Raw genomic sequence first — 24,589 nt, 5'->3', positions numbered from 1 at the left:
TCGTTCTCTAGATTTGAAATAGCCCTAGTTGCTCTGTGAATCTAATAAATGCGCGCTGGCCTTCCTCATCTCGTTTGTAAACGCCTGCATGACCCAGTATCTCAACAAATGCTCGTCCCAGCTCGGTCTTCACGATCCGTTCCGCTTCTACCGCACTGCTGCCGCAGCCGTAGCGTTCGACCAGCATATCGATCCAGTCGCGATGAATTGTGAGCTCATCATGCTCGTTCATCTGAGCCTTCCGCTGTTCCCAAGACTCCGCTCCTGTCAGAAGCGCGCTAATTCCTGCGATAGATTGCAATAATCTTGGAGGCAGAATAGCTAAGCCCATTACCTCGATGAGTCCGATATTCTCCCGCTTAATGTGATGCATCTCGCGGTGCGGATGATAGATACCTTCCGGATGCTGCTCACTTGTACGGTTATTGCGCAGTACTACATCGACTTCGTACGCTGTCCCCCGTCTGCGAACAATCGGAGTCACCGTGTTATGCGGAGTACGCTGCTCACCATCCCCTGAATAAGCATATATACCGACAGAAGGATCGCTGTACTGCTTCCAAGCTTCGAATACCGTATTAACTGCCTGCAGCAATGTATCTCGATCCTCTCCAGCAAGACGGAGCACCGACATCGGCCAACGAACGATGCTGACGCGGACACCAGCAAATTGCGGATATGTAAACGAATGATCCGCGCATGCTTGCTCGATAGGGAATGTATGACATCCCGCCTGGAAATGGTCATGGCTCAGAATAGAACCGCCGACAATTGGAAGATCCGCATTCGAGCCGATGAAATAATGCGGGAACTGTTCCGTAAACTCCAGCAAGCGCTTGAAGCTGGCTTCTGTCAGCTTCATCGGGACGTGTTCACTTTTAAACACGATGCTGTGTTCGTTATAGTAAACATAAGGCGAATATTGAAAATACCAAGCTTCCTCATTTAATGTCAACGGTATGATGCGTAAATTCTGCCGGGCAGGATGATTAGCGTGTCCTGCAAAGCCAACATTGTCAGCACACAGCAGGCACTGCGGGTAAGATGAACTCGGCTGCTGTCTGGCGAGTGCTATCTCCTGCGGACTTTTCTCGGGCTTGGAAACGTTGATCGTCATCTGAATCGGACCATATTCACTCTCATGCTCCCATTCTACATTTTTCCGTACACGATCCATCCGAATATAATTGCTGTCGATACTCAAGTTATAAAAATGACGTGTCGCCTGTACAATTCCTTCAGTCCGAGCCGTTTGCCAAAATTGATTAGCCGCCTCTGAAGGACGCGGCATGAGCATACCCATTATGCTCGCATCCAGCAGATCGCGCTGCGTAGTCGAATTGTCCGGGATCAATCCGATTGCATATCCATAATCCAGCAGCAAAGCTAGCATGTCTTGCAGCCCTCGTACAGCTTCCTGCTCAGCGCCATACTCCGTACAGTAGCCGTCATACGGCTCCGGCAATCTGAATAGATTCAGAAGCTTGTTGCGCACATCCGGGCAATCTAATGCGCCGATCATCCCTTTGGCACGCGCATATTGAATCAGCTGTTCTATCGTCTCGCACACTTCTTCTGAGAAAGACAGCGCTTTACAGGTATCCGCGGCTTGAAGATCGCCGTCACTCATGCCGCTCACCTGATGTTCATTCATCGTTCCCATGATAAGAGCCTCCCCAGTTGGTATTGGTTCATCTGATTACTAAGATTCCAAATATCCATTTGGATGGCTCACATGCCAACGCCATGCACTTTCGATGATGACATCCAGACACTCGCGTTTCGGCTTCCAGCCGAGTACCTGCTTCGCGCGCTCAGCTGAAGCAATCAGTATTGCCGGGTCTCCCGCGCGACGGTCACGAATAACCGTCTTGATCGCCCGTCCAGTCACCTTCTCCGCAGTCTTAATGACTTCCAGCACTGAGAAGCCCTGTCCGTTGCCAAGATTAAACGTATCACTGTCCCCACCGTTGCGCAAATATTTTAGTGCCATTACATGCGCATCTGCCAGATCAGTGACGTGGATATAATCTCGAATACACGTTCCATCCGGCGTCGGATAATCGCTGCCGAACACCGATATTTCATCACGTTTGCCAAGCGCGGTCTGGAGAACAAGCGGCACGAGATGAGACTCAGGACGATGGTCCTCGCCGATCAGCCCGCTTTCATGCGCACCAGCAGCATTAAAATAACGCAGCGCCACATACTTCATGCCGTACGCGCGATCAAACCAACGCATCATACGCTCCATCGTCAGCTTCGTCTCACCGTAAACATTGGTCGGCTCCGTGCAGTCGCCCTCTTCAATCGGTGTGCGCTCAGGCTCACCATACGTCGCCGCTGTTGAAGAGAACACGATCCGCTTAACACCGTGCGCTTGCATCGCGTCAAGCAGCACCTGCGTTCCGTGAACGTTGTTATCGTAGTATTTCGCCGGGTTAGTCATGCTCTCCCCAACAAGTGAATAAGCCGCAAAGTGAATAACCGCTTCAATCTCATGCTTTGCAAATACTTGGTCCAAAAAGCCGCGGTCACGAATATCGCCAACTTCAAGTGTACCGCCCAGTACCGATCCTCGGTGCCCGGTCTCGAGAGAGTCAACGATGACCACCTCTTCACCTAATGCGATTAGTTCCGCTACAGTATGAGATCCGATATATCCCGCTCCGCCCGTTACAAGAACTGACATGATCCTACGCCTCCTGTTGTTGTGCTGCTAAGCTCACAATCTCTTCTACACCGTTGCCGACATCGCACACATAATACTCGCCTTCTAATCCTGTACGCTCCTTATAACGTGATCCGACTGCAGCAATAAACGTTTCCACCGCTTCTTCCGCTACGAGTGAAACCGTGCATCCTCCGAAGCCGGCACCAGTCATGCGCGATCCGATCGTTCCGTCCACTGCGAGCGCTTCTTCAACCATAATATCCAGCTCGGTACAGCTCACTTCATATAAGTCGCGCAACGATTCATGAGAAGCGATCATTAGCTTGCCGAAAGTGAGAAGCTCTCCTGCTTCGAGCGCCTGAAGGGATTGTTCAACGCGTTTATTTTCATACACAACATGCTCTGCTCGCTGTCTGACCACTTCATCACTAATAAGGTGCTTCGCTTCTTCGAATTGTTCTGGGCTAAGCTGTGCCAGATGCTCCAGACCGTCAATATGCAGCTGAAGTGCTGTTAACGCTTGTTCGCACTGTGAGCGGCGCTCATTATACTTGGAATCTACTAAACCGCGGCGCTTATTCGTATTGCCGATGACGAGCTTATAGCCATGAATCCGAAATGGCACCAGCCTATATTGGAGCGAGTCGCAATCCAGCATGATTGCGTGATCCTGCTTGCCTTGAGCAACGGCAAATTGGTCCATGATGCCGCTGTTGACCCCAACATAGCGATTCTCCGCACGCTGCGCAAGCAGAGCTAACGCTGTTCGCTCAATCTCATAACCTTCCATTGTAATGAAGGCGTATCCAGCAACGACTTCTAGTGAAGCAGATGAGGACAGACCCGCGCCATTCGGAATGTTCCCAGATACGAGCACGTCATAGCCTCTTCGAATCGGCATATTTGCTTTCTTCATTTCATCTAATACGCCAAATACATAGTCCGACCATACACCAGACTTCGTCGCTGGCAGTTCATCACAATTAGCTTCAGCTCGCTCTGAAAATTGAAGACTGACCAAACGAATCTTCTGATCCTGACGAGGTCGAATTAATAGAGTCGTTCCGATCTGGAGCGCGGCTGGCAGAACCCAGCCTCCGTTATAGTCAATATGCTCTCCGATTAGATTCACACGACCTGGCGCATGGAAAAATCGAACCGGCAAATCACTTGCACCAAAGCAATCCAAAAACGGTTTGAGTAAGATTTGATCATTCTTCAAGGACGAAACCTCCCATTAGCATGATTATTAATGCTGTATGAATACCATTATGTAATATCTATTGTAATGGTGCTGCCAGAAACGAGTAAGTGCCGGATGTGAACACCATATGGACATATGTGATATCATAGTTATTAACCAATGATATACTTAACCCTAACTTGGAGGTAACGCAATGTCATCAAGCCAACAAGCTAATGAGCCTACCTATGAAGTTTCTCCTAATCCATCGCTTATCGAACGCAAAGCACTTCATATTCTGTTTGCAGGCGAGAGCCAAACGAAGCCCAATCACAAGCTGGGGCCCAAACTCTATGACTACTATTTGCTGCATCATATATTAGAGGGATACGGAACTTATATAACGGAAGCACGAACCTATGAGCTCGGACCAGGCGATGCCTTTCTGATCGCGCCAAATCAGCTCGTAAGCTATGTTTCTGATTCAATACAGCCATGGAAATATCGTTGGGCTGCCTTCAAGGGAGATGAAGCAAAAGCCCTCATCAGACGCGCAGGCTTCACGGAATCGAAGCCAACCATCCATGCAATCGGTGATGCGACTGCAGCTGAGGGCTTGGAGCGTATGCGGACCGCATTTCAGAAGCGTGAAATGGCATGTGATCTATCAGCATGCGGCTCTCTATATCTCATCATGGCAGCATATGCAAACTATCAATCTGTATCAGAGGATGCAGAGCATCTTAAACCTGAAAATGAAGCTCAGCAAATTGTGCGCCAAATGATCCGCATGATGTCTATTCAATACGCGCATCCGTTTACAATGGAGCAGATGGCTGGCAGCCTCGGTTACAGCCGGGCCTATCTGTCGCGCCTGTTCAAACAGGTAACAGAAATGTCGCCGATTACCTTCCTGCTCAAGCTTCGCATCGATAAGGGCAGGCAGCTGCTTAGAGATCGGCCTGATCTATCTGTTGAGCAGATTGCAGCCTCTGTCGGCTTGACAGATCCGTTATATTTCTCCCGTCAATTCCGGAGATTCTATGAACAGTCGCCAACACAATATCGCTCGTCTATCTTGTCCTACCAGACGAACCGCCCAACGAAAAAGTGATGTCGGGCATTCATCTAATCTTGAATAATATTCCTTAGCGCTTGCTCCAGATTCGTATACTTAAAGGAGAAGCCCTCATCCTGCAGGCGCTTCGGGATACAATTCCGCCCAGAGAGCGCCAATTCTGGATCAGCGCGCATGATCATATAGGCTCCCAATCGTACGATCGGAGCAGGCGCAGCAGGCGCCCAGCCTTTATTCATCACCGTCCGCAGCGTCTTCATAAACTCTCGGTTCGTGACAGGCTGCAGACCCGTTGCGTTATATATACCTTCCGCGTTTGGATTCTGAATCACATAATCGATGATCTGATTTAAGTCGTCCAGATGAAGCCAGCTAATCATCTGATCTCCGCGGCCAACAGTACCTCCAAGGCCATACCGGGTGAGCTTCATTAACGGCTCGAGCGCTCCACCTCCTGGACCAAGTGCGAAGCCTATTCGAAGAGCCACTTTGCGCACATTCGGAATCGAGGTCTGAAAGAATACCTTCTCCCACATCTGGCACACTCTTACGGAGAAGCCCGTTCCGTGCACTCCCTGTTCATCTCGCGGTTCCTTCGTATTGCCGAATATGGCAAGCGAGGCTGCCTGCACGAGGACTGGAGGACGCTGCTTAGCTCGAAGCAGCGCCTCGTCGATCACTTTGACGGAATCGAGTCGAGAGCGGATGATTTCCTTCTGGTTAGCTTCAGAGTAGATACAGTTCACACTTTTCCCGGTAAAATTAACGACAGCGTCAGCCCCGTCCAGTTCCCGTTCCCAATCACCTATTGTGCGTCCATCCCATTGCACATATCGGATACCGTCACGTTCATTTGTTCGGCCGCGAGTTAATATCACGACTTCATCTCCCTGGTTCCGTAGAGACTTCGCATACGACTCTCCAAGAAATCCCGAGCCTCCTGCCAGTACTACCTTTCGCTTCATCCTAATTCCTCCTCTCGATATCCAGTGCGGCATCCCCGCAAGCACTATACTTGGATGTGATCTAATTTAGTCATCGTTCTTTCGGTCATAGCGGCTGTTACGACAATCCGCGCAGCATCGCAGCTACTGGCTCAAACGTCCGCACGTAGCGCTCATGGTATCGCTCATAGCGCGCCTGATCTGGCGCGTAGCGTGTCACACCTCTGCGCTCGGCCAGCGCTTGCAGCTCCTGCGCCCCCTTCACATGCCCTGCCCCAAGCAGTGCTGTGAATGCCGCACCCAGCATCGTGGCTTCCTTAACGGGCGGAACGATAATCGCCGCGTTCATAATATCCGCTTTCATCTGCAGCCACGATGACAGACGTGTACCGCCGCCAACTGCGCGAACCTCTCGGATCGGATGACCCGATACCTGTTCTGCGCTGTTCTTAATCATATTCAATTGATAAGCTGTTCCTTCTAATACAGCACGAATCATATCCGACTTGCCGTGCGCATAGGACAGTCCGATAAAGGAAGCGCGCGTCTTCGAGTTCGGATACGGAGCCCCGCTTCCCGATAAATATGGGAAGAACAGCACTTCACCCGGGCCGTCCTGAATGTCAGACATCATCTGTATAATATCATCATACCCAAGAGCTTCATCCGCCAACTGCTTGCGCAGCCACTCGACTGCACCGCCCGACGCAGGATTGCCTCCCATCCAGAATTGGTAGCCTGGAATGACATGAAAACCGTAGGACAGACCTGTATCGAATTCAGCTTGCCCCAGCTCTCTCGGGTTCATCATCCCTACTAAAGTCTCAGCGGTTCCCATCGAAGCAAAGACCTCGCCTGGCTGAATAGCGCCAACCGCAAGGGAAGCGCACACATGGTCATGACCGCCGATCGCTACAGTTGTCTCAGTGGACAGCCCAAGCTCCCGAGCTATATCCGGCAGGACAGTTCCAAGCGGTGTGCCGCTTGGCAGCACCTCTGGGAATAAATCGGCGGGCAGGCCAAACGATGCGATCCAATCCTTATCCCATTGCTTAGTACGCATGTCATAAGCAAAGGTACGCGTTGCAAGCGAAGGATCACATGACATCCTTCCGCTTAATCGATAAGCAATATAGCCCGATACACTCAGCCATACCGCATCGCGGAACATGCCCGAATCTTGATTATGCAGCCATAACAGCTTCGGAAGACCGTGCTTGAACGAGAGATGCAGTCCTGTTCGTTGAAATAAAGCTAAGGCGGTGTCTGAGCTGCGCACTCGCTCAGCCTGCGGTGATGAGCTCGTATCAAACCATGGCAGAAGCGGGGATTGGACCGTTCCATGGTCCCGGTGGACGAGCAGTCCACTCTCCGCCATACTCGCGATACCGATCACTTGAATGCCGGATACTCCGCTCTTAGTGGTAACCTCCTTGATCATGTCCGCCACGTCCTGCCACATCTGCTCAGGATCATACACAGAGTAACCCTTTCCGGTATCTATTACTAACGTTGGTCGACTCGCAGAAGCTACTTCACGGCCATCTTCATCGAATATGCCTACTTTACGATTTGTCGTTCCAAGATCAATCCCAAGCATGTACATCCTCTATGTACCTCCCCTATGTGCGAATGATTGAATAGGTAACGGAACCTCTTCGAGCACTTCTGTATATATATTGTTTATTACTCATCTTGCTGCAGCTTAAACATGAACCGACACGCTTCCTCTAGCAGTTGACCTACCGGTTCGCGATACACTGCATCAGCATGACGATCTATTGCTGTCGCTGTGCGATTAATGAGCACCAGCTTCGAAGTTGGGCGGCGCAGCTGCACGAAGCTCGCTGCGGGCTGAACGGATAACGAGGTTCCCGCAACGATGAGCAGATCAGCCGCTCTCACATGGTCAACGGCACGTTCAATGACATCATCGTGCAGCGATTCGCCGTACAGCACCACATCCGGCTTCAATATGCCATCGCACGCGGGGCACCGGGGCACCTCGGCATCACTGTTCAAAACCGCGGTCAGATCATACTCCGCACCGCAGCTCAAGCAATAGTTGCGATGCACCGTTCCATGCAGCTCTAGCACCTCCCGGCTTCCGGCAGCTTGGTGAAGACCGTCAATATTTTGCGTGATAACCGCCTTCAGGCTTCCCTCTTGCTCCAGCTTAGCTAAAGCCCGGTGACAACCATTGGGCTGAGCATGTGGATGCAGCAATTTATCTCGGTAAAAGGTATAGAACCCTTTCGGATCTTCATAAAAATAGGGGCGGCTTACCATCTCTTCCGGTGGGTAGGGATACTTCGACTCCTTATCGAATACACCTCCCGCTGACCGAAAGTCAGGAATGCCGCTCTCGGTAGAGGTACCTGCACCTCCGAAGAACACAATTCGTTCGCTGTGCAGCAGATCGCGCGCCAGCTTGATAGCTTGCGCTTCTAGGCTAGAATCATTCAATTTACAGCGCCTCCTTCAAGCTTATTCTGATTCCTATAGTATACATGTATTTGGCGAATAGAGAAAATTGAGGGAATACTGAGCGCAGCCCAATAACGCTAAAAAGCCTCCCTCACCACAATGTCGTGTGGATCAGGAGGCTTGGATTCAGATATCCGAGCTATGGCTCAATATCAGCTTATAGATAAGGACTTTCGTGCTTCGCCTTCAACATGTTCCAGCGGCGCTCTACTTCAGTTTCGAACGCTTTGAGTGCATCCGCATTCTCTGGTTTCTTCATATGGCGAGTCTTGCCCATCGTCATTAGCCAGTCTAAGAGCGGAACCTTCTTGTTCTTCTCTTCAGGATTGTACGTAATATTGGTAACGCCGTGCTCCACTTCATACAGCGGGAAGAAGCAGGAGTCAACTGCCGCGTTTACAATGTTCGTGCCTTCCTTGTCTTCCGACAACCAGTTCAGCGGACAAGCAATCAGAATCTTACCATACACAAGTCCTTCGTTCTGTGCATACCACTGTGCCTTGGCAGCCTTCTTCACCAGATCCTGCGCGAATGCTTCACTTCCAGTAAACACATACGGAATATGTGTAGCAGCCATAATCTGAGCGGTATCTTTGTGGTGGAACAGCTTGCCTGCTTGAGCACTACCGACGTTAGAAGTCGATGTGCGGTGACCAAGCGGCGTCGAATAGGACAACTGCGCACCTGTATTCATGTATCCTTCATTATCATACTCAAGGATAATCATCTTATGATTGCGCAGAGCAGCTCCAATCGCTGGTCCCATACCGATATCCATACCGCCGTCGCCTGTAACCATAACGAATGTGAAATCATCCGGCAGGTTCAAATAATCCAATTCTCCGCGACGTTTGCGTTCCCAGAACATCTCAACAACACCGGACAGCGTTGCAGCGCCATTCTGGAACAGATTGTGGATATAAGTCGCCTTATGGGCCGAATACGGATATCCAGTCGTTACGACCATCGCACAGCCTGTATGGAACAAGGCGACAATATCGCCCTCGATTCCTTTAAAGAACAGCTCCAGACCAGAGAAGATGCCGCAGCCTGGGCAAGCGCCGTGACCTGGCGCTATGCGCTTCGGCTTCCGTGTCAGGTTGCGAAGCGGCGGAATACGCACATTCAGCTTGCCTGTCTCTTCGTTAGGTGTAACTGTAATGAGCCCTGTTTTCAGCTCCTCATATTTCATCGGCTCTATGACACGCTTCGGAGCGTTAGCCGGATCACCTGGCGTATGTCCATGATAGTCGAACGGTTTCGCCACAACACCTGTTTCAGCTGCTTCAATAGCCGCTTCAAACAGCGCGTGACCGTCTTCTGCGTAGAAGTCTTTACCGCCGAGTCCATAGACGCGGCTGATCACTAACGTATCGTGAACGCCATGCGTCAGGAATGCCGCCTTGATCTCGTTCACCATGTTACCGCCATGGCCGCCGTAGGAATCAGCGCGATCACCGACCGTAACAGCCTTCACATGCTTCAACGCTTCCGCGATTTCCTTCGCTGGGAACGGACGGATAATGTTCGGCGAGATAGAGCCCGCTTTAATCCCCATCGCTCTTAATTGATCCACGACATCCTTAATAATCTCGGCTGCGGAGTTCAACAAGAATACAGCGACTTCTGCATCTTCCATACGATATTGATCCAGAATCGGGTAATCGCGTCCAGTCAGTACCGCATATTCCTTGCGGATACGATCGAATACTTCGCCAGCCTTATACATCGCCATAGATTGCTGATAGCAGTTGTTGATGTAGTCCGGCTCGTTCATGTACGGTCCAACTGTGATCGGATTGTTGCGGTCAAGCGTATCTGCAAAGCCGCGTACTGGCTGTTCACCTACGAAAGCATGCACATCTTCACGATTCGCAAAGGTTTGCACCTTACGCTTCTGGTGAGATGTAAAATAGCCGTCGAAGGCTACCATTACCGGCAAACGAACTTCAGAATCCTCAGCGAGCTTAAGAGCCATTAAGTTCATATCATATACAGCTTGCGGATCACGGCAGAGCAAGATCGGCCAGCCCGTGTTCAATGCAAAATACAAGTCGGAATGATCCCCATGTATATTAAGCGGTCCGGATACCGAGCGGCACACGAGGTTCAGCACCATTGGGAAGCGAGTACCGGATTGAACCGGCATTTGCTCCAGCATGTACATATAACCATTCGCGCTTGTCGCGTTAAATACGCGGCCGCCTGCAGTAGAAGCACCATAGCAAATACCAGCAGAACCATGCTCACCGTCGGCTGGAATCAGCTTAATATCGTGTTGACCGTTAGCTTTCATTAGATCTAAAAATTGTGCGACCTCAGTGGAAGGAGAGATCGGATAATAACCCATAATATGATAATTTATCTGATGCGCAGCGTAAGCCGCCATCTCATTGCCGGACTCATAGACCATCCGTTGTTCTACGGTTCCGGTTGTGACCTCTTTGTCGTATTCAATCGCCACAGGTCCTCATCCCCCTTAATCGATCTTTGGCTGAAAACGTGTCATTAAAGCATCTGGGCTAAGGAAAAACGGTGCGGTGTCCGGTGCTCGTCCGAATAGCCGTCCTCTTCCCGCGCTTCAGCGAGCGCGTCTGTCGGACAAGCGTGAACGCACTTGAGACAACCTTTGCAATATTGATAATCAATGCCTTGCAGGAACATTTGCGGACGTCCCTTCTTGTCCGGCTTCTCTTCCCATACAAAACAGAAGTCAGGGCATACATTATCGCACGCAGCGCAATGAATGCACTTGTCTTCTAGGAAATGAGGCATCATTCCTGCCCGAGAAATGCTTAGGTCCTTTAATATCGAGTTACCAGGGTTAACGACAACTCCACCGATCGGTTGAGTTTCATATCCCAGCACAGGTACATCCCAGCGTACAGGTTCTGGCATCGTCACACCTTCAGGCACTGCAAATGTTTCAAACTTAACTTCATCATATCCGCGTTGGAACGTATTGATCGCGGGCTGCACGGTTTGCGGGTATTTCTTCTCCAGCGATTTGCGAATAACATCCTTCATCTTCTCTGCATCAAGGAAGTCACATAGACGGAATAAGGCGCCCAGCATCGCCATGTTCACGCGATTCTTCTCTTCCAGCGCAATATTAACCGCGTCTACAACAGCGATCGTACCTCCGAGCAGGCCGAGCTTATCCTTTAATTGCTGTGGAGTTTTAGCGGAATTCACGAGTACCAAGCTGTCTTCGCTGACGCCGCTCGTAACATTTACCGACTTATAAAGTGATTCATGAAAGATGCCTACAATATGCGGTCGTTCAACAGGCGTTGTGTCCCGAATAAGCGTCCCTGGCATACAGAAACGGATATGCGCCTTAACGGGAGAACCTTTCTTCTCTGAACCGTAGGAGGAAAAGCTGACACCATTCAACCCGCTGCCAGTAACTCCGGCTTCCGCGAGCATCTTGCCTGCAAGATTGGCGCCTAGCCCCCCGATGGACTCGAGACGAATCTCGAAGAATCCAAGATCGTTCACTTTGGGCAATGTGACCATATAATAGGTCTCCTTTCCAAAAAATCCTTTAACCTATTGGAGGCAAGGAACGTGATGATATGTTGATGTCCCGCTGCAGATCGTACTTCTTAAATAGAAGAAACCCGCAGAAAGACAAGTAGAGCCATATTGTAATAGGCTGACAAGATCGTACCGCATTACAAAAAGCTTTTTTTGTGACATGCGTCACTTGTAGGCGATTACACTTTGACAATTGTGTGAATTGAAGAAATTCAAATTTGAGGTATCACGTACAGACCGAACGGAATTCGTGACTAATTAGCCAAAGATTATGGAGGTATAAGCATGATGCGTATGCAATTACGCGCAGTAGGATAATTCTAAACGGAATCATTACTTCTAATTTATTCTCATCTACAGCTCATATGCACTATTCGACGTCAGCCGTCTATTTCCTGCCTGTTGAGCCGGCTATAATGTAAATTACATCACTGCGTTCAACGTTCTGTCATTATACAGGGAGTATCCACGCTCATAGTTGTGACTATCATCACAATGTATTGCTATTTCATATGGTAAATTAGTTGTAAAAAAATGAACTGTTTCACATGAACCCCTGCTTGACTTCTAGGATTCACTTAGGGAGGATTAGAACATGTTGGCGCACTTCAGACGCTGGTTTAACAGGTCCGGAGTAAGTCCGAAAGACTCGCCTTGGAGTGGAGAGATCTTCGGATTGAACCTAAGATTTCTACTTATTGTCACGGTATTCGTATCGAATGCCATCGAACCGCTTATCTATAGGATTCCGGAAATGAAAGCAATATTCTTATGGATCTATACGTTCCATATGCCGCTGTTCGTCGGAGTTACAGGATACTTTGCGCGTCGAAGCTTAACGGGACCTGCTGGCAATCGAGTATTGATCCAGATCGCTCTACAATATATCATTTTTCAGTCGATATATTCCTTCTTCGACTACACCTTGTTTCAGGTGCCTGGCACTAAGCATTCCTTCTTCGTGCCTTTCCTGCTGCTATGGTTCTTAGTCGGGCATGTCATATGGCGATTGCTCATGCGTTTGTTTATACATTGGAAAGTTCGTTACCCGGTCTTACTGTCTATTGTACTAGGAATTCTGGTTGGCTTTATTCCAGTTAGCGGAACGTGGCTTGCATTGAGCAAAACTTTCGTTTACTTTCCGTTCTTTATTATCGGTTATTCCTGGAACTTTAACTGGTTCCGTTCTCATATGCACGTCTGGAAGCGACTTACTGGCGCCGCTATTTCAGCCTTATTATTAGTCGGTATGTTCTATGCAGCTCCTTACATGGAGCCGTCTTGGTTGATGAACAGCATGACATTCCGCGAGCTTGGCTGGTTAAGCAGTGACTTGCATCCCATCGTATATCGATTGTGCATCTATGGCATTGAGTTTATCGCAGCCGCCGCCTTTCTCGCATGGGTTCCACAAAGAACCTGTGCCGTCACTGATCTTGGCAAACGTACATTATATGTATTTCTAATCCACGGATTTATTGTCCGATTTGCCGAATATTTCGGCCTATATAACAACATTCATGATGGCTTGGGCTGCGCGCTGCTCATTCTAGCATCAATAGGCTTCACCGTGATGTTAGCTCATCCTAATGTTAAAAGATTTGCGCATGTTATCATTGAACCAAATAGCGAAGCAGTATTTGGATGGGTCCGGCGCGGCGTTTGGCGTCGCAGTCCGAAGCAAGGTTAGCTCCCCCCCCCCCGCTAACGCTTCACCCCCCGATTCGGGCCCTGATGAATGCTTCACATATACACCCATACGCTTCACTCCTACACAAAGGCACAGCATAAGCTGTGCCTTTGGTGTGTAATCCTCTTCTATTCTCTGGATGAGAGACATCCGCCCATAATGGTCTTTCCTTGGAGGAACTTGCTAGAAATGTGCCAAACCATGTGATAGACTCTAGTAAATATACATGATCACGCAATTATGTGACAAATGAAGTGGAGGAATGAATAATGGCAGCCCCTAAAATGCGCTCTGACATGATTAAGAAAGGCTTCGATCGTGCGCCTCACCGCAGTTTGCTGCGTGCAGCTGGCGTTAAAGAAGAGGACTTTGATAAACCGTTTATCGCGGTATGCAACTCTTATATCGATATCATTCCTGGTCACGTTCATTTGCAGGAATTCGGCAAGCTTGTGAAAGAAGCGATTCGTGAAGCAGGCGGTGTACCGTTTGAATTCAACACGATTGGAGTGGATGATGGTATCGCTATGGGTCATATCGGAATGCGATACTCGCTCCCAAGCCGTGATATTATTGCAGACTCTGTTGAAACCGTCGTTTCTGCTCACTGGTTTGACGGTATGGTATGTATTCCGAACTGTGATAAGATCACACCTGGAATGATCATGGGCGCTTTGCGCTGCAACATTCCTACCGTATTTGTCAGCGGCGGACCTATGAAGGCTGGTAAAGACTCCAATGGACGTTCCATCTCGCTCTCCAGCGTATTTGAAGGCGTTGGCGCTTATCAATCCGGTAAGATCGATGATAAAGGCTTAATGGAGCTTGAACAATTCGGATGTCCTACATGCGGCTCCTGTTCCGGCATGTTCACGGCCAACTCGATGAACTGCCTCGCAGAAGCGCTCGGCATCGCGCTCCCTGGTAATGGTACGATCCTAGCGGTATCTGAGGACCGCCGCGAGTTTGTTAAACGATCCGCACGTCAATTGATGGAGATCATTAAGAAGGACATCAAACCGCGTGATATTGTGACACAGGAAGCGATTGATAATGCCTTCGCATTGGATATGGCAATGGGCGGTTCCACGAATACCGTCCTTCATACACTTGCGATCGCATATGAGGCAGGCATCGATTATCCAATCTCCCGCATCAATGAGGTTGCCGCTCGAGTGCCTCATTTGGCTAAGGTAGCTCCTGCTTCTGATTATCATATTGAAGATGTACATGAAGCTGGCGGCGTTAGCGCTGTTCTGCACGAGCTGTTCAAGAAAGAGGGCGCGCTTCACGGCGAATGCATCACGGTAACAGGCAAGACTCTTCGTGAAAATGTGGAAGGCTGCGACATCCTTAACACAGATGTTATCCATACATTAGATAACCCTCATTCCGAACGCGGCGGATTGGCTGTGCTGTTCGGCAACTTGGCGCCAGAAGGCTGTATCGTCAAGGTTGGCGCTGTAGATCCATCTGTTGGCGGACGTCACACAGGCCCTGCAATCTGCTTCAACTCACAAGAAGAAGCACTCGCAGGCATTGCGAATGGTCAAGTTAAAGAAGGCCATGTCGTTGTCATCCGCTACGAAGGACCTAAAGGCGGTCCAGGAATGCCTGAGATGCTTGCGCCAACTTCTCAGATCGTCGGCATGGGATTAGGCGCCAAAGTTGCGCTCATCACGGACGGTCGTTTCTCCGGCGCATCTCGCGGGATCAGCATCGGTCATATCTCGCCGGAAGCTGCGGAAGGCGGTCCTCTCGCATTCGTGAACGATGGCGACATTATTGACCTGGATATGAACAACCGTAAGATTGAGCTTCAAATTTCTGATGAGGAAATGGAACAGCGTCGTGCGAAGTGGGCAGGCTTTGAGCCTAAAGTGAAGACTGGCTACCTTGCTCGTTACTCTAAGCTCGTAACTAACGCAAGCCAAGGCGGCGTATTGAAGATCTAGTTCGTTTCGAATAAGGGCTGAGAGAGCAGACTATATGCTACTCCTTCAGCCCTTTAATGTTGTCCATATTCTATATAGTAATGAAATAAACACCCCTCATAAGAAGAGAGCCTTGCACTCTCTTCTTATGAGGGGTGTTGTGTGTAATCTTACTATTAGAACTGTCCCGCGAAGTGACAGGCCACAAAGTGGTTGCCGCCTGCGTCTTGATACTTCGGAACTTCCTGTTTGCATACTTCCTTTGCAAACGGGCAGCGTGTATGGAACTTACAACCGCTCGGCGGGTTCGCCGGGCTCGGAATATCGCCCTCAAGTACGATACGTTCTGCTTTGCGAGTCGGATCTGGTACAGGAATCGCGGATAGCAGAGCCTTTGTATAAGGATGCAGCGGATTCTTAAACAACTCTTCACGAGTTGCCGTCTCGACCATAGAGCCTAAGTACATAACACCTATACGGTCGCACAAGTGCTCTACAACGGACAAGTCATGTGATATAAACAGATAAGTTAAGTCCTTCTGCTCTTGCAGATCACTCAACAAGTTGATGATCTGTGCCTGAATGGACACATCAAGCGCAGATACGGGCTCATCCGCAACGATGAATTCCGGATTCATAATTAAAGCGCGAGCAATACCGATACGCTGACGCTGACCGCCAGAGAATTCATGCGGATAACGGTCAATATGATAAGGAGCTAATCCGCAGATCGTTAGTATTTCTTTGACTTGATCGCGGATGTCCTTCTTGGAGACGATTCCATGGTCAACCAGTGCCTCGCCGATCGCATCTCCGACCTTGATACGGGGATTCAATGAACTGTATGGATCTTGAAATACGAGCTGCATCTTAGGACGCATCTTACGCAGATCACGACGATTCAATTCGTGAATATCCGTGCCCTTAAATTTAACGATACCGTCTGTTTTCTCAATCAGTCGCAGGATGGCTCGGCCAGTAGTCGATTTACCGCAGCCTGATTCGCCAACAAGGCCAAGTGCTTCACCTTTCTGCAAGGTAAAGGAAACATCATCAACAGCTTTGACATGACCAACAGTCCGCTGCCAGATGCCTCCCTGAATAGGGAAGTATTTCTTTAGATTCTGAACTTCCAGCAATGGTGCCGTCATGATACTTCCCCTCCTTTCTCATACAACCAACATGCAGCTTTATGCTTCTTATCATAGGTTTGCAAAGAAGGCTGCTTATCTACGCATATCGCCATGCAGTGCTCACAACGATCGTTAAAGTAGCAGTTGTTCCCTAGCTCAATCGGGTTAGGAACCTGTCCAGGTATCGTATACAAACGTTCAATACGTTCATTAATAATTGGTTTAGCGCGTAATAAACCTTGTGTGTATGGATGCTTCGGATTCTGGAACAATTCGATAACCGGCGCTTCCTCAATTACTTTACCCGCATACATAACGACAACATGATCGGCCATCTCTGCCACTACACCGAGATCGTGGGTAATCAACATAATCGCTGTATTGAATTCACTCTTAATATCACGCATCAGATCCAATATTTGAGCCTGAATCGTAACATCAAGCGCGGTGGTAGGTTCATCCGCAATGAGCAATTTAGGATTACAGCTTAGCGCGATCGCGATCATGATCCGTTGACGCATACCTCCAGATAATTCATGAGGATACGAATCAAAGATTTGCGCTGCACGAGGGATATTGACAAGCTCAATCAATTCGATTGCGCGCTTCTTAGCATCCTGCTTGCTCATTCCTTTGTGCAAACGAAGCGGCTCCGTAATTTGTTGACCGATCTTAAATACAGGATTAAGCGATGTCATCGGTTCTTGGAAGATCATCGCGATCTCATTTCCCCGAATCTCACGCATTTCTCGCTCTTTAATCTTAAGCAAGTCCTGATCTTTATATAGAATCTGTCCGCCTTCAATCTTACCTGGGTGCGAAATTAATCGCATCAAAGACATCGCTGTTACACTCTTGCCGCAGCCTGATTCACCTACGACACATAGTGTTTCTCCTTCACGAATAGAGAAGCTGACGTCGTTAACAGCTCTTACAACGCCGCCACTGGTGTAGAAGTTTGTTTGCAGGTTTCGAAATTCGACCAATGTATTAGCCATAACGTCCTCCTATTTCTTCGACTTCGGATCAAGAGCATCACGCAGCGCGTCACCCATAATATTGATCGCTATTACGGTTATGAATATAAATACACCAGGCGGTATCCACAGCCATGGGCGTTTTCTGAAGTCAATCAAGTTGTTCGCGGCAGATATCATATTCCCCCAGGAAGGTGTCGGTGGTACAACTCCAACCCCAAGGAAGCTTAGCGTCGACTCTGATAGGATTGCATTCGCAACCGATAGTGTCGCAACAACTATAATGATAGGAATCGTATTCGGCAATAAATGATTGAATATCTTTCTTTTATCACGCAAGCCAAGAACTTCAGCTGCCTGCATAAATTCTTGTTCACGCAGCGCGAGGATCTGTCCGCGTACGAGCCGCGCCAAGCCAGGCCAGTGTAAGAAACCTAACAGGAACATGATGACGTAAATACGTTTATCCGGTGGTATCTGAGTATCAGATAGTAGGGTGCCTAGAATAATCAAGACAGGCAAACTTGGGATCGACATCATAATATCCGCAAAACGCATAATGATTGTATCGACCCATCCGCGATAATAACCCGCTAAAGCGCCAAGTACGCTGCCGATTGATACCGACACCAGCATAGAAACGAGACCCACTAATAATGATATCCGCCCTGCCAGCATAGTTCGCAGCAGAATGTCTCGACCCAGCTTGTCCGTTCCAAACCAGTGAGCCGATGACGGCGGCTTATTGGCCATTGAAAGATTCATCGTATCAATGGTGTAAGGTGAGAACAATGGACCTATGAAACATACTAAAAACATCATTACAAGCACAACAAGTCCAGAAACCGCCAGCTTGTTTCTTCTAAATTGACGTAATGCCAACATCCAAGGGGATGCGGGTCTCGTCTTAGGTGTATTAGCTTCCACGACCGTAGTCGGTGTGTTGGTTACTTGTGACACTGGTCATCCCCCTTTCTATTTCAGTCGCACACGCGGATCTGCGACTCGATACATCAGATCTGCCAAGTAATTACCTAACATTGTCAAAGCAGCCAGCAATATCGTATATCCCATTAGCAAGAAATAATCCCGAGCATTCATAGATTGCAAGAATAATTTACCGATACCCGGCCAATTGAATATGCTCTCGGTTATCATCGCACCTGAGAATAGTGCTGGCAACTCGAATCCAAGCAAGGTAATGGCTGGCAGCAGAGCATTCCGAAGCGCGTGCTTGAAGATAACCGTAGAAGGCTTGAGGCCCTTAGCGCGTGCTGTACGAATGTAATCCTGACGAATGACATCCAGCATGCTTGTCCGGAAGTAACGAGTTAAGCTGCCTACGCTCAATGCTGTCAACACAGTTACAGGCAGAATCATATGATAGATCAAATCCGTAAACTTATCCCATCCTGTAGCAGTGCTTCCTGTTGTATACATGCCTCCAATCGGGAACCATGTATGATCTACCGCAAATATTTTAATTGATAGCAATCCGACGAAGAATGAAGGCAATGCCATCAGAGCAAATACGAGAAATGTGACTGCGGCATCAAATAAGGAATATTGCCTTATCGCTGAATATACACCCACAAATATCGCTATCGTCCAGGAAAGCACCATTACGACACATGCTATCATGAATGAATTCCAAATGTACGTATTGATAACTTTAGTAACGGGCTGCTTCTGTTGAATGGAAAAACCTAAATCACCTTGAAGCGTATTACCAGCCCATATAAAATACCTCTCATGCAGAGGTTTGTTCATCCCAAACTTTTCTTTCAACTCATCTTTTCGTTCTTGGGAGATGGTCTGATTGCTGTCGATGAAATTACCAGGAGTCATCGCAAATAAAGTAAATAAGATGATGGAAACACCGATTAATGTTGGAATGATCTGCAGGAATCGTCGAATCGCGTACTGCTTCACATCTGCTCCTCCCTTCTATATAAGCCCAAATGCCCAGCCGTGAACTGGCTGAGCATTTGGCGTATTGCACTTACACACTTTACGCTTATTACTGAATTTTAATCGTATCTACACTCTTTACAAAATTCTTGTAAGGTGAAATATCGAAACCTTGCAGACGAGCGTTGATAGCGAACAAGTCGCGGCGTTGATACATGAAAATCATTGGTGCATCTTCGTTAATCAATTGATAGATCTGCTTGAAGTATTCTTTTCTTTCATCCATGTTCAGAGTAGAACCAGCTTTCGTCCACAACTCATCAACTTGTGGGTTGCTGTAATTGTTCTTGTTCTGCGCACCGCCTGTACGGAATGTGCCTTCGCCGCTTTGTGGATCAGGTGTCATTTGTGCAGCTAGGAATACCATTTCATAATCGCCTTTGTTAAACTTGTCAAGCAATGCGTTGAAGTCCATTTGGTCAGCGACAAAGTTGATACCCAAATCTTTATAGTTCTTAGTTGCTACAGGAATCAGTGCTTCGTTAACTGCGTTTGGTGTAGAAGCAGTGAACTTAATGTTGAACTTCACGCCGTCTTTTTCACGGATGCCGTCAGCGCCGACTTTCCAGCCAGCTTCGTCAAGCATTGCTTTAGCTTTCTCCGTATCGAATTCATATTGATTAACTTCGTTCGTATAGGACCAAGATACTTTGGATTGCGGTATATTAATTACGTCAGCATATCCTTGGTAAACCGCATCAACGATTTCTTGACGGTTCAAACCGATCGTCAATGCTTGACGAACTTTCTTATCAGTAAATTTAGGATCTTTATTGTTGAATGCAACATAACCGTAACCGTTCGTTGGGTTCAACCAAGTATCTGCGAAACCAAATGCTGCAATTTCATCCAATTGGTCTTGTGAAACAGTTCCGTCAGTCAAGTCCGTTTCACCCGTTTGCAGCAATTGAAGTTTAGTTTCATCAGTAGTAGTCTTGAAAATAACGTTCTTAATCGGAGGAACACCTTTGTAATAGTGCTCGTTAGCTGTCAAACGCACTTCTTGTCCTGGAAGGTATTCAACAAGTTTGTAAGGACCAGCGCCAACCGGCTTCTGGAACAGGTTGCGGACCGTATCAAGGTTGCCCTTCTTATAATCTTTACCATATACGCTCTTAGGAATCGGCCCATCGCCCAATGTGGAAAGTGCCAAAACTTTAACTTCTGCCAATGTAAATTCAATTGTCTTCTCGTCGATTACTTTAATACCGGAGATGGATTCTGCGTTGCCTTCTTTATACTCTTTCGCGCCTACAAGCGGTGCATACTGCATGACATCAGAAGGACCGTCATAGTCAGGATCGTACATAAGCGTTGTTGTGAATGCAATATCTTCAGCTGTTACAGGAGATCCATCACTGAACTTAACGCCGTCTTTCAGCTTGAAAGTGATGACCTTGCTGTCATCTGAAACCGTGTAATCTGCCATATCAGGTTCATAAGTTCCATCTGCTTTAACCTTGATCAAACCACCGAAAATAGTATTAACAATGTAAACGTCATATGAAGATTCTGCCCACAGAGGGTTAAATACACCGGAAGGATCTGTGATACCGAAGATCGCTGTGTCCGTGCGGCTTGCTGCTGGTGCAGGATTCAAGCTCTTGTCTGCAGCAGGGATGAGGCCTTCAGTGACCAATTCAGGCTTCTTCTCTTCTTCTTTCTTAGTATCTTCCTTCTTCGTGTCATCAGTCTTTGGTGCCGATGTTGTGTCAGGAGTTTTGCCTGGATCTGCTGTCTCTCCGCCACCGCATGCGGACAGTACTAGTGAGAATGCTAGTACTAAGCTCAGTACCATGAGTAATTTTTTCTTCACGATGTGCCCCCCTAATAAACTTATATTTAATCATAATTTCGTATATCTATAATCACCGCAGTGGTTATAGATTCCATTCGCCTCTGCTTATTAGAACACTGGTCAAATGCATACATATGTCCACCCTTCCATAAGCAGGAAATGAATATTTTTCTAAATGTTACTTTATATTTATCGTTTTGTAAATCCCTTTCCTACCTTTCTCGTAAAATTATTTCATATTGTTATGATAATATTTTTTTATCAATTACTACTCTAAAGCCGAACTAAACATCCGCAAGGTTCGACAAATCATTCGTTTTTAGCTAATTTCAAGGACATTTGTCTACTCAGCGTAAACAAAACTTTACCACGTCTTTCATGGGCGTTCATTCTGAAAACTATCATAGTTTGCATACTTTTTGCATAATAGCTCAAGGAATGGATAAAAAAAAGGCCCATAATCCTCATAGCATGAAGATTATGGAGCCTATGTTAGATTATAAAGTTATAACGCGTGAGGCGCTTCACCTACCCGATGCTCAGAAGCAAATGAAGAACTATCCAACACCGGTGTATCACCCATGTATAATTGACCATATCTTTTCAATAATGTATCAGTAGACATCATCATTGTTTTAGGGACCAATTGATTCGGCTGCTGGCGCAATCGACGCTGTCCCATCGGATGCATGACGCGCATCAGCAATCGCAGATAATGTTTCGTCATCCAGGAAAACAAGCCTCTAGGAAGATCTCTGACCGTAAAACCAAACTGCTCCGGTCCTCTGTTAATAAAGCTAACGCCATACAGCGCCTTTACCTGAGTGCGCAAGCCTTCATGAAGCTGAATGTATTCAGCCAGCTCAGGAAGTGCTCGCTCCACATCTCGGATCATCTGTATAGCAAGCTGCATAGAGCTCCGTGAGCGTTTGCCAATCTCGTACAAGCGCTTATTATCGAAGTGAATCTCCATTACCTGATCATCGGGGTTAAGCGTGACTCCATCGTCCATCACAACCGTATCACCATGATACGGTCTAATCCGAAAGTGAAACACAGGTGATTCCGTGTTCGTCGTTTTCATTCCGAAAATAAGATGGAACAGCTTCTCGTAGCCAAGCCAGCAATTAACGATAAATCGTTTGATGGCGGAAGGATTCTTTGAGCAATAAGCATCTGTTTCCTTAATCAGCTCATCAATTCGTATACATTTTAAGTTCTGTTCCTCAACATCGTTCAAGAACCGCTCCAAGGCTATCAGCATATTACCCGGAGCTTCCGGATCGGCTCCAAGCGTCAAGCCGCAATCGTGCAGCAGCAGAACTTCACCCGCACGGCAACGCTTTTTCATTCGTTTATAGAGCCGCTCTGATCCAAGCTTCTTGCGCCAGTCTCCAAATAAAACTGACCATAAAATAATTTGAAAATGTCCCATGTTGCCAAAGTCAAATAAATTAACTACTCCCCATGGAGGGCGGTAAAAAACAGCTGGTTTTCCTGTTACTTGCTCGATGATGTCAGATGTCTGCTTGATGTGACGTTTAACTGTCTTGGGTCTCATAATCCAATTGGATTTATGAACATAATTATGAATACCGATCAGGTGACCTTCATCATGCATCCGTTGCAACAGTTCTGGATGCTTCTCCGCTTGTATACCTACGACAAAAAAAGTCGCTTTCGCATTATGCTTCTTCAGCATATCCAAAAGCTGCGCAGTATACACTGGGTCCGGCCCATCATCGAAGGTTAGTGCAAGCGATTGTGATGCTTTCCCTCTCTTAAACACGCGAAACCCAAAGAGTCGGCTCACAACACCAGGAAGGAACGCATAGAACGTTAGGAAATAAAAAGTCCATAACAGTAATACTTCCATCCACTTTCCTCGTTTCTAAATTTCGTTATTAACTACCTTTATTGTAACATATCCTCCATTAAAAATAGACATTACAATTCCATTTCATGTACAATATGTTCAGCCTATATGATTGTATACGTGAATAGAGCGATAAAGGAGTCATGTCCATGTTAGCTTTTTATCAAAAATATTGGAGAACAGCTTTTGATATTGGACTCATTGTGCTGACCGTATATCTTACTATGTTTGCATTCAGTTCATTGTATGCAATAGCGGCCCCGATATTTTTGGCGTTGCTCATCTTCTGGATCATTGAACCGTTTGCTTCATTTCTCAACAGGAGAGGATTGAAGAAGTTCGTAGCATCCGCTATTTCGATCATGCTGTTTGTTCTCCTCATACTTGCTGCGCTTATTGGAGCAGGTGTCATATTTACAAATCAGATCAATGACTTGATCATGAGCATTCCAGATTACCGTGATTTGCTGGTCAGTGAGACAGGCAAGATCGCCTCATTTCTTCAGTCCAAGTACGAAGCATTGCCTAATGATGTAACCGAACGCATCCAATCCTTCATCAACGATGCGACGTTGTGGGTTATGAAATGGTTTAAACTCTTCTTAAGTACCCTCATCTCTCAGATAACCGTATTCTCAGGCTTCATTTTCAAATTTGGTATTGGTATCGTGCTAGCCTACTTCTTAAGCACTGAGATTGAAACTTGGCGCAAGGTCGCCACTGAGAAGACACCTCGTACGTTTAAGAATGCTTTTCATTTTCTTAAGGAAAATGTATTCCGCGGACTAGGTATTTACCTGAAAGCGCAGATGAAGCTCATAACCGTTACTTTCACCCTTGTATTCATCTCGCTCTTGCTGTTGGATGTAAGCAACGCGTTCTCGATTGCGCTGTTATCAGCGTTATTCGACATACTGCCCGTGCTTGGCGTTCCGGTCATCTTCATTCCATGGGCGCTCTACTGTTTCATTGTAGGCAGTACGTGGAAGGGCATCATGCTTCTTGTTATTCTGGCTGTTGTGATGGGCACTCGTCAAATACTGGAACCTAAGATTACCGGCAATTCGCTTGGCGTATCGGCATTCACCATGCTATCGTTCATGATTATCTCCATGTCATTGTTCGGTGTTGCTGGATTGATCTTATCGCCAATTCTGTTGATCTTAGTTAAGGCCTTGTATGATCAAGGACACCTAAAGAGATGGATACGAATGCCGCAAGAGGAATTTGATTCTAACCCGCTTGCTCCTGAATCAACGGAGCTGAATCAGACTTCAGATAACAAATAGATCATATTAACTAAC

At 47.4% G+C, this 24,589-nt stretch carries 18 protein-coding genes; 4 read left to right on the top strand and 14 right to left on the bottom strand.

Going from position 1 to position 24,589, the window contains the following annotated elements:
* Positions 1–7: 7 nt before the first annotated feature.
* From ACXX53_RS09780 to ACXX53_RS09770, 3 genes are read right to left on the bottom strand one after another with little or no spacing between them, the layout of a single operon-like run.
* Positions 8–1,663, bottom strand: coding sequence for a UDP-glucose--hexose-1-phosphate uridylyltransferase (locus ACXX53_RS09780; protein ID WP_458568458.1), 1,656 nt, complete (start codon positions 1,661–1,663; stop codon positions 8–10).
* A gap of 39 nt (positions 1,664–1,702) precedes the next feature.
* The gene (gene galE / locus ACXX53_RS09775; protein WP_458568457.1) at positions 1,703–2,692 is read right to left on the bottom strand and encodes a UDP-glucose 4-epimerase GalE; all 990 of its coding nucleotides are present in this window, start codon (positions 2,690–2,692) and stop codon (positions 1,703–1,705) included.
* Between the two features lie 4 nt (positions 2,693–2,696).
* A complete protein-coding gene (locus ACXX53_RS09770; protein ID WP_458568456.1) occupies positions 2,697–3,896 on the bottom strand; it encodes a galactokinase in 1,200 nt (399 codons plus the stop codon).
* Positions 3,897–4,071: 175 nt separating this feature from the next.
* Here ACXX53_RS09770 and ACXX53_RS09765 point away from each other — a divergent pair, with 175 nt between their 5' ends.
* Entirely contained in the window at positions 4,072–4,971 is a 900-nt protein-coding gene (locus ACXX53_RS09765) for a helix-turn-helix domain-containing protein (protein WP_458568455.1), read from the top strand.
* A gap of 14 nt (positions 4,972–4,985) precedes the next feature.
* On the opposite strand, the gene ACXX53_RS09760 is transcribed toward ACXX53_RS09765, so the two are convergent.
* The 5 genes from ACXX53_RS09760 to ACXX53_RS09740 all read right to left on the bottom strand — a co-directional run bounded on the left by ACXX53_RS09760 (position 4,986) and on the right by ACXX53_RS09740 (position 11,885).
* A complete protein-coding gene (locus ACXX53_RS09760; RefSeq protein WP_458568454.1) occupies positions 4,986–5,900 on the bottom strand; it encodes a TIGR01777 family oxidoreductase in 915 nt (304 codons plus the stop codon).
* 97 nt (positions 5,901–5,997) lie between these two features.
* On the bottom strand, positions 5,998–7,485 hold the full coding sequence (locus ACXX53_RS09755) for an FGGY-family carbohydrate kinase (protein ID WP_458568453.1): 1,488 nt from the start codon (positions 7,483–7,485) through the stop codon (positions 5,998–6,000).
* 80 nt (positions 7,486–7,565) lie between these two features.
* The gene (locus ACXX53_RS09750; protein WP_458568452.1) at positions 7,566–8,345 is read right to left on the bottom strand and encodes an NAD-dependent protein deacylase; all 780 of its coding nucleotides are present in this window, start codon (positions 8,343–8,345) and stop codon (positions 7,566–7,568) included.
* A 178-nt stretch (positions 8,346–8,523) separates the two neighbouring features.
* The gene (locus ACXX53_RS09745) at positions 8,524–10,830 is read right to left on the bottom strand and encodes a thiamine pyrophosphate-dependent enzyme (RefSeq protein WP_458568451.1); all 2,307 of its coding nucleotides are present in this window, start codon (positions 10,828–10,830) and stop codon (positions 8,524–8,526) included.
* A 44-nt stretch (positions 10,831–10,874) separates the two neighbouring features.
* Positions 10,875–11,885: a 2-oxoacid:acceptor oxidoreductase family protein gene (locus ACXX53_RS09740; protein ID WP_458568450.1), complete on the bottom strand. Its 1,011-nt coding sequence runs from the start codon at positions 11,883–11,885 to the stop codon at positions 10,875–10,877.
* Positions 11,886–12,501: 616 nt separating this feature from the next.
* Between ACXX53_RS09740 and ACXX53_RS09735 the strand changes: the two genes are divergently transcribed.
* Both ACXX53_RS09735 and ilvD read left to right on the top strand, forming a co-directional pair.
* Complete coding sequence (locus tag ACXX53_RS09735; RefSeq protein ID WP_458568449.1) at positions 12,502–13,596, top strand: acyltransferase family protein; 1,095 nt, start codon at positions 12,502–12,504, stop codon at positions 13,594–13,596.
* Between the two features lie 269 nt (positions 13,597–13,865).
* A complete protein-coding gene (gene ilvD, locus ACXX53_RS09730; RefSeq protein WP_458568448.1) occupies positions 13,866–15,551 on the top strand; it encodes a dihydroxy-acid dehydratase in 1,686 nt (561 codons plus the stop codon).
* Between the two features lie 155 nt (positions 15,552–15,706).
* On the opposite strand, the gene ACXX53_RS09725 is transcribed toward ilvD, so the two are convergent.
* The 6 genes from ACXX53_RS09725 to ACXX53_RS09700 form a co-directional block, all read right to left on the bottom strand.
* Positions 15,707–16,681 (bottom strand): ABC transporter ATP-binding protein, encoded by a 975-nt coding sequence (locus ACXX53_RS09725; RefSeq protein WP_458568447.1) that lies wholly within the window; start codon positions 16,679–16,681, stop codon positions 15,707–15,709.
* Positions 16,678–17,661 carry an ABC transporter ATP-binding protein gene (locus ACXX53_RS09720; protein ID WP_458568446.1) on the bottom strand — a complete coding sequence of 328 codons (984 nt, stop codon included), beginning with the start codon at positions 17,659–17,661 and terminating at the stop codon, positions 16,678–16,680. Before ACXX53_RS09720 ends, ACXX53_RS09725 begins: the two co-directional genes overlap by 4 nt.
* A 9-nt stretch (positions 17,662–17,670) precedes the next feature.
* Positions 17,671–18,525, bottom strand: a complete 855-nt coding sequence (gene opp4C / locus ACXX53_RS09715; RefSeq protein ID WP_458568733.1) for an oligopeptide ABC transporter permease — start codon at positions 18,523–18,525, stop codon at positions 17,671–17,673.
* Positions 18,526–18,615: 90 nt separating this feature from the next.
* Complete coding sequence (locus tag ACXX53_RS09710; RefSeq protein ID WP_458568445.1) at positions 18,616–19,572, bottom strand: ABC transporter permease; 957 nt, start codon at positions 19,570–19,572, stop codon at positions 18,616–18,618.
* 88 nt (positions 19,573–19,660) lie between these two features.
* Positions 19,661–21,427 (bottom strand): ABC transporter substrate-binding protein, encoded by a 1,767-nt coding sequence (locus ACXX53_RS09705; RefSeq protein ID WP_458568444.1) that lies wholly within the window; start codon positions 21,425–21,427, stop codon positions 19,661–19,663.
* A 487-nt stretch (positions 21,428–21,914) separates the two neighbouring features.
* Positions 21,915–23,285 (bottom strand): polysaccharide deacetylase family protein, encoded by a 1,371-nt coding sequence (locus tag ACXX53_RS09700; protein WP_458568443.1) that lies wholly within the window; start codon positions 23,283–23,285, stop codon positions 21,915–21,917.
* A 149-nt stretch (positions 23,286–23,434) separates the two neighbouring features.
* Here ACXX53_RS09700 and ACXX53_RS09695 point away from each other — a divergent pair, with 149 nt between their 5' ends.
* On the top strand, positions 23,435–24,574 hold the full coding sequence (locus ACXX53_RS09695; RefSeq protein ID WP_458568442.1) for an AI-2E family transporter: 1,140 nt from the start codon (positions 23,435–23,437) through the stop codon (positions 24,572–24,574).
* Positions 24,575–24,589: the final 15 nt, after the last annotated feature.

This window comes from Paenibacillus marinisediminis (assembly GCF_054343325.1).
The sequence above is the reverse complement of the archived record's forward strand: the minus strand, read 5'-3'. Positions and strand labels throughout refer to the sequence as shown.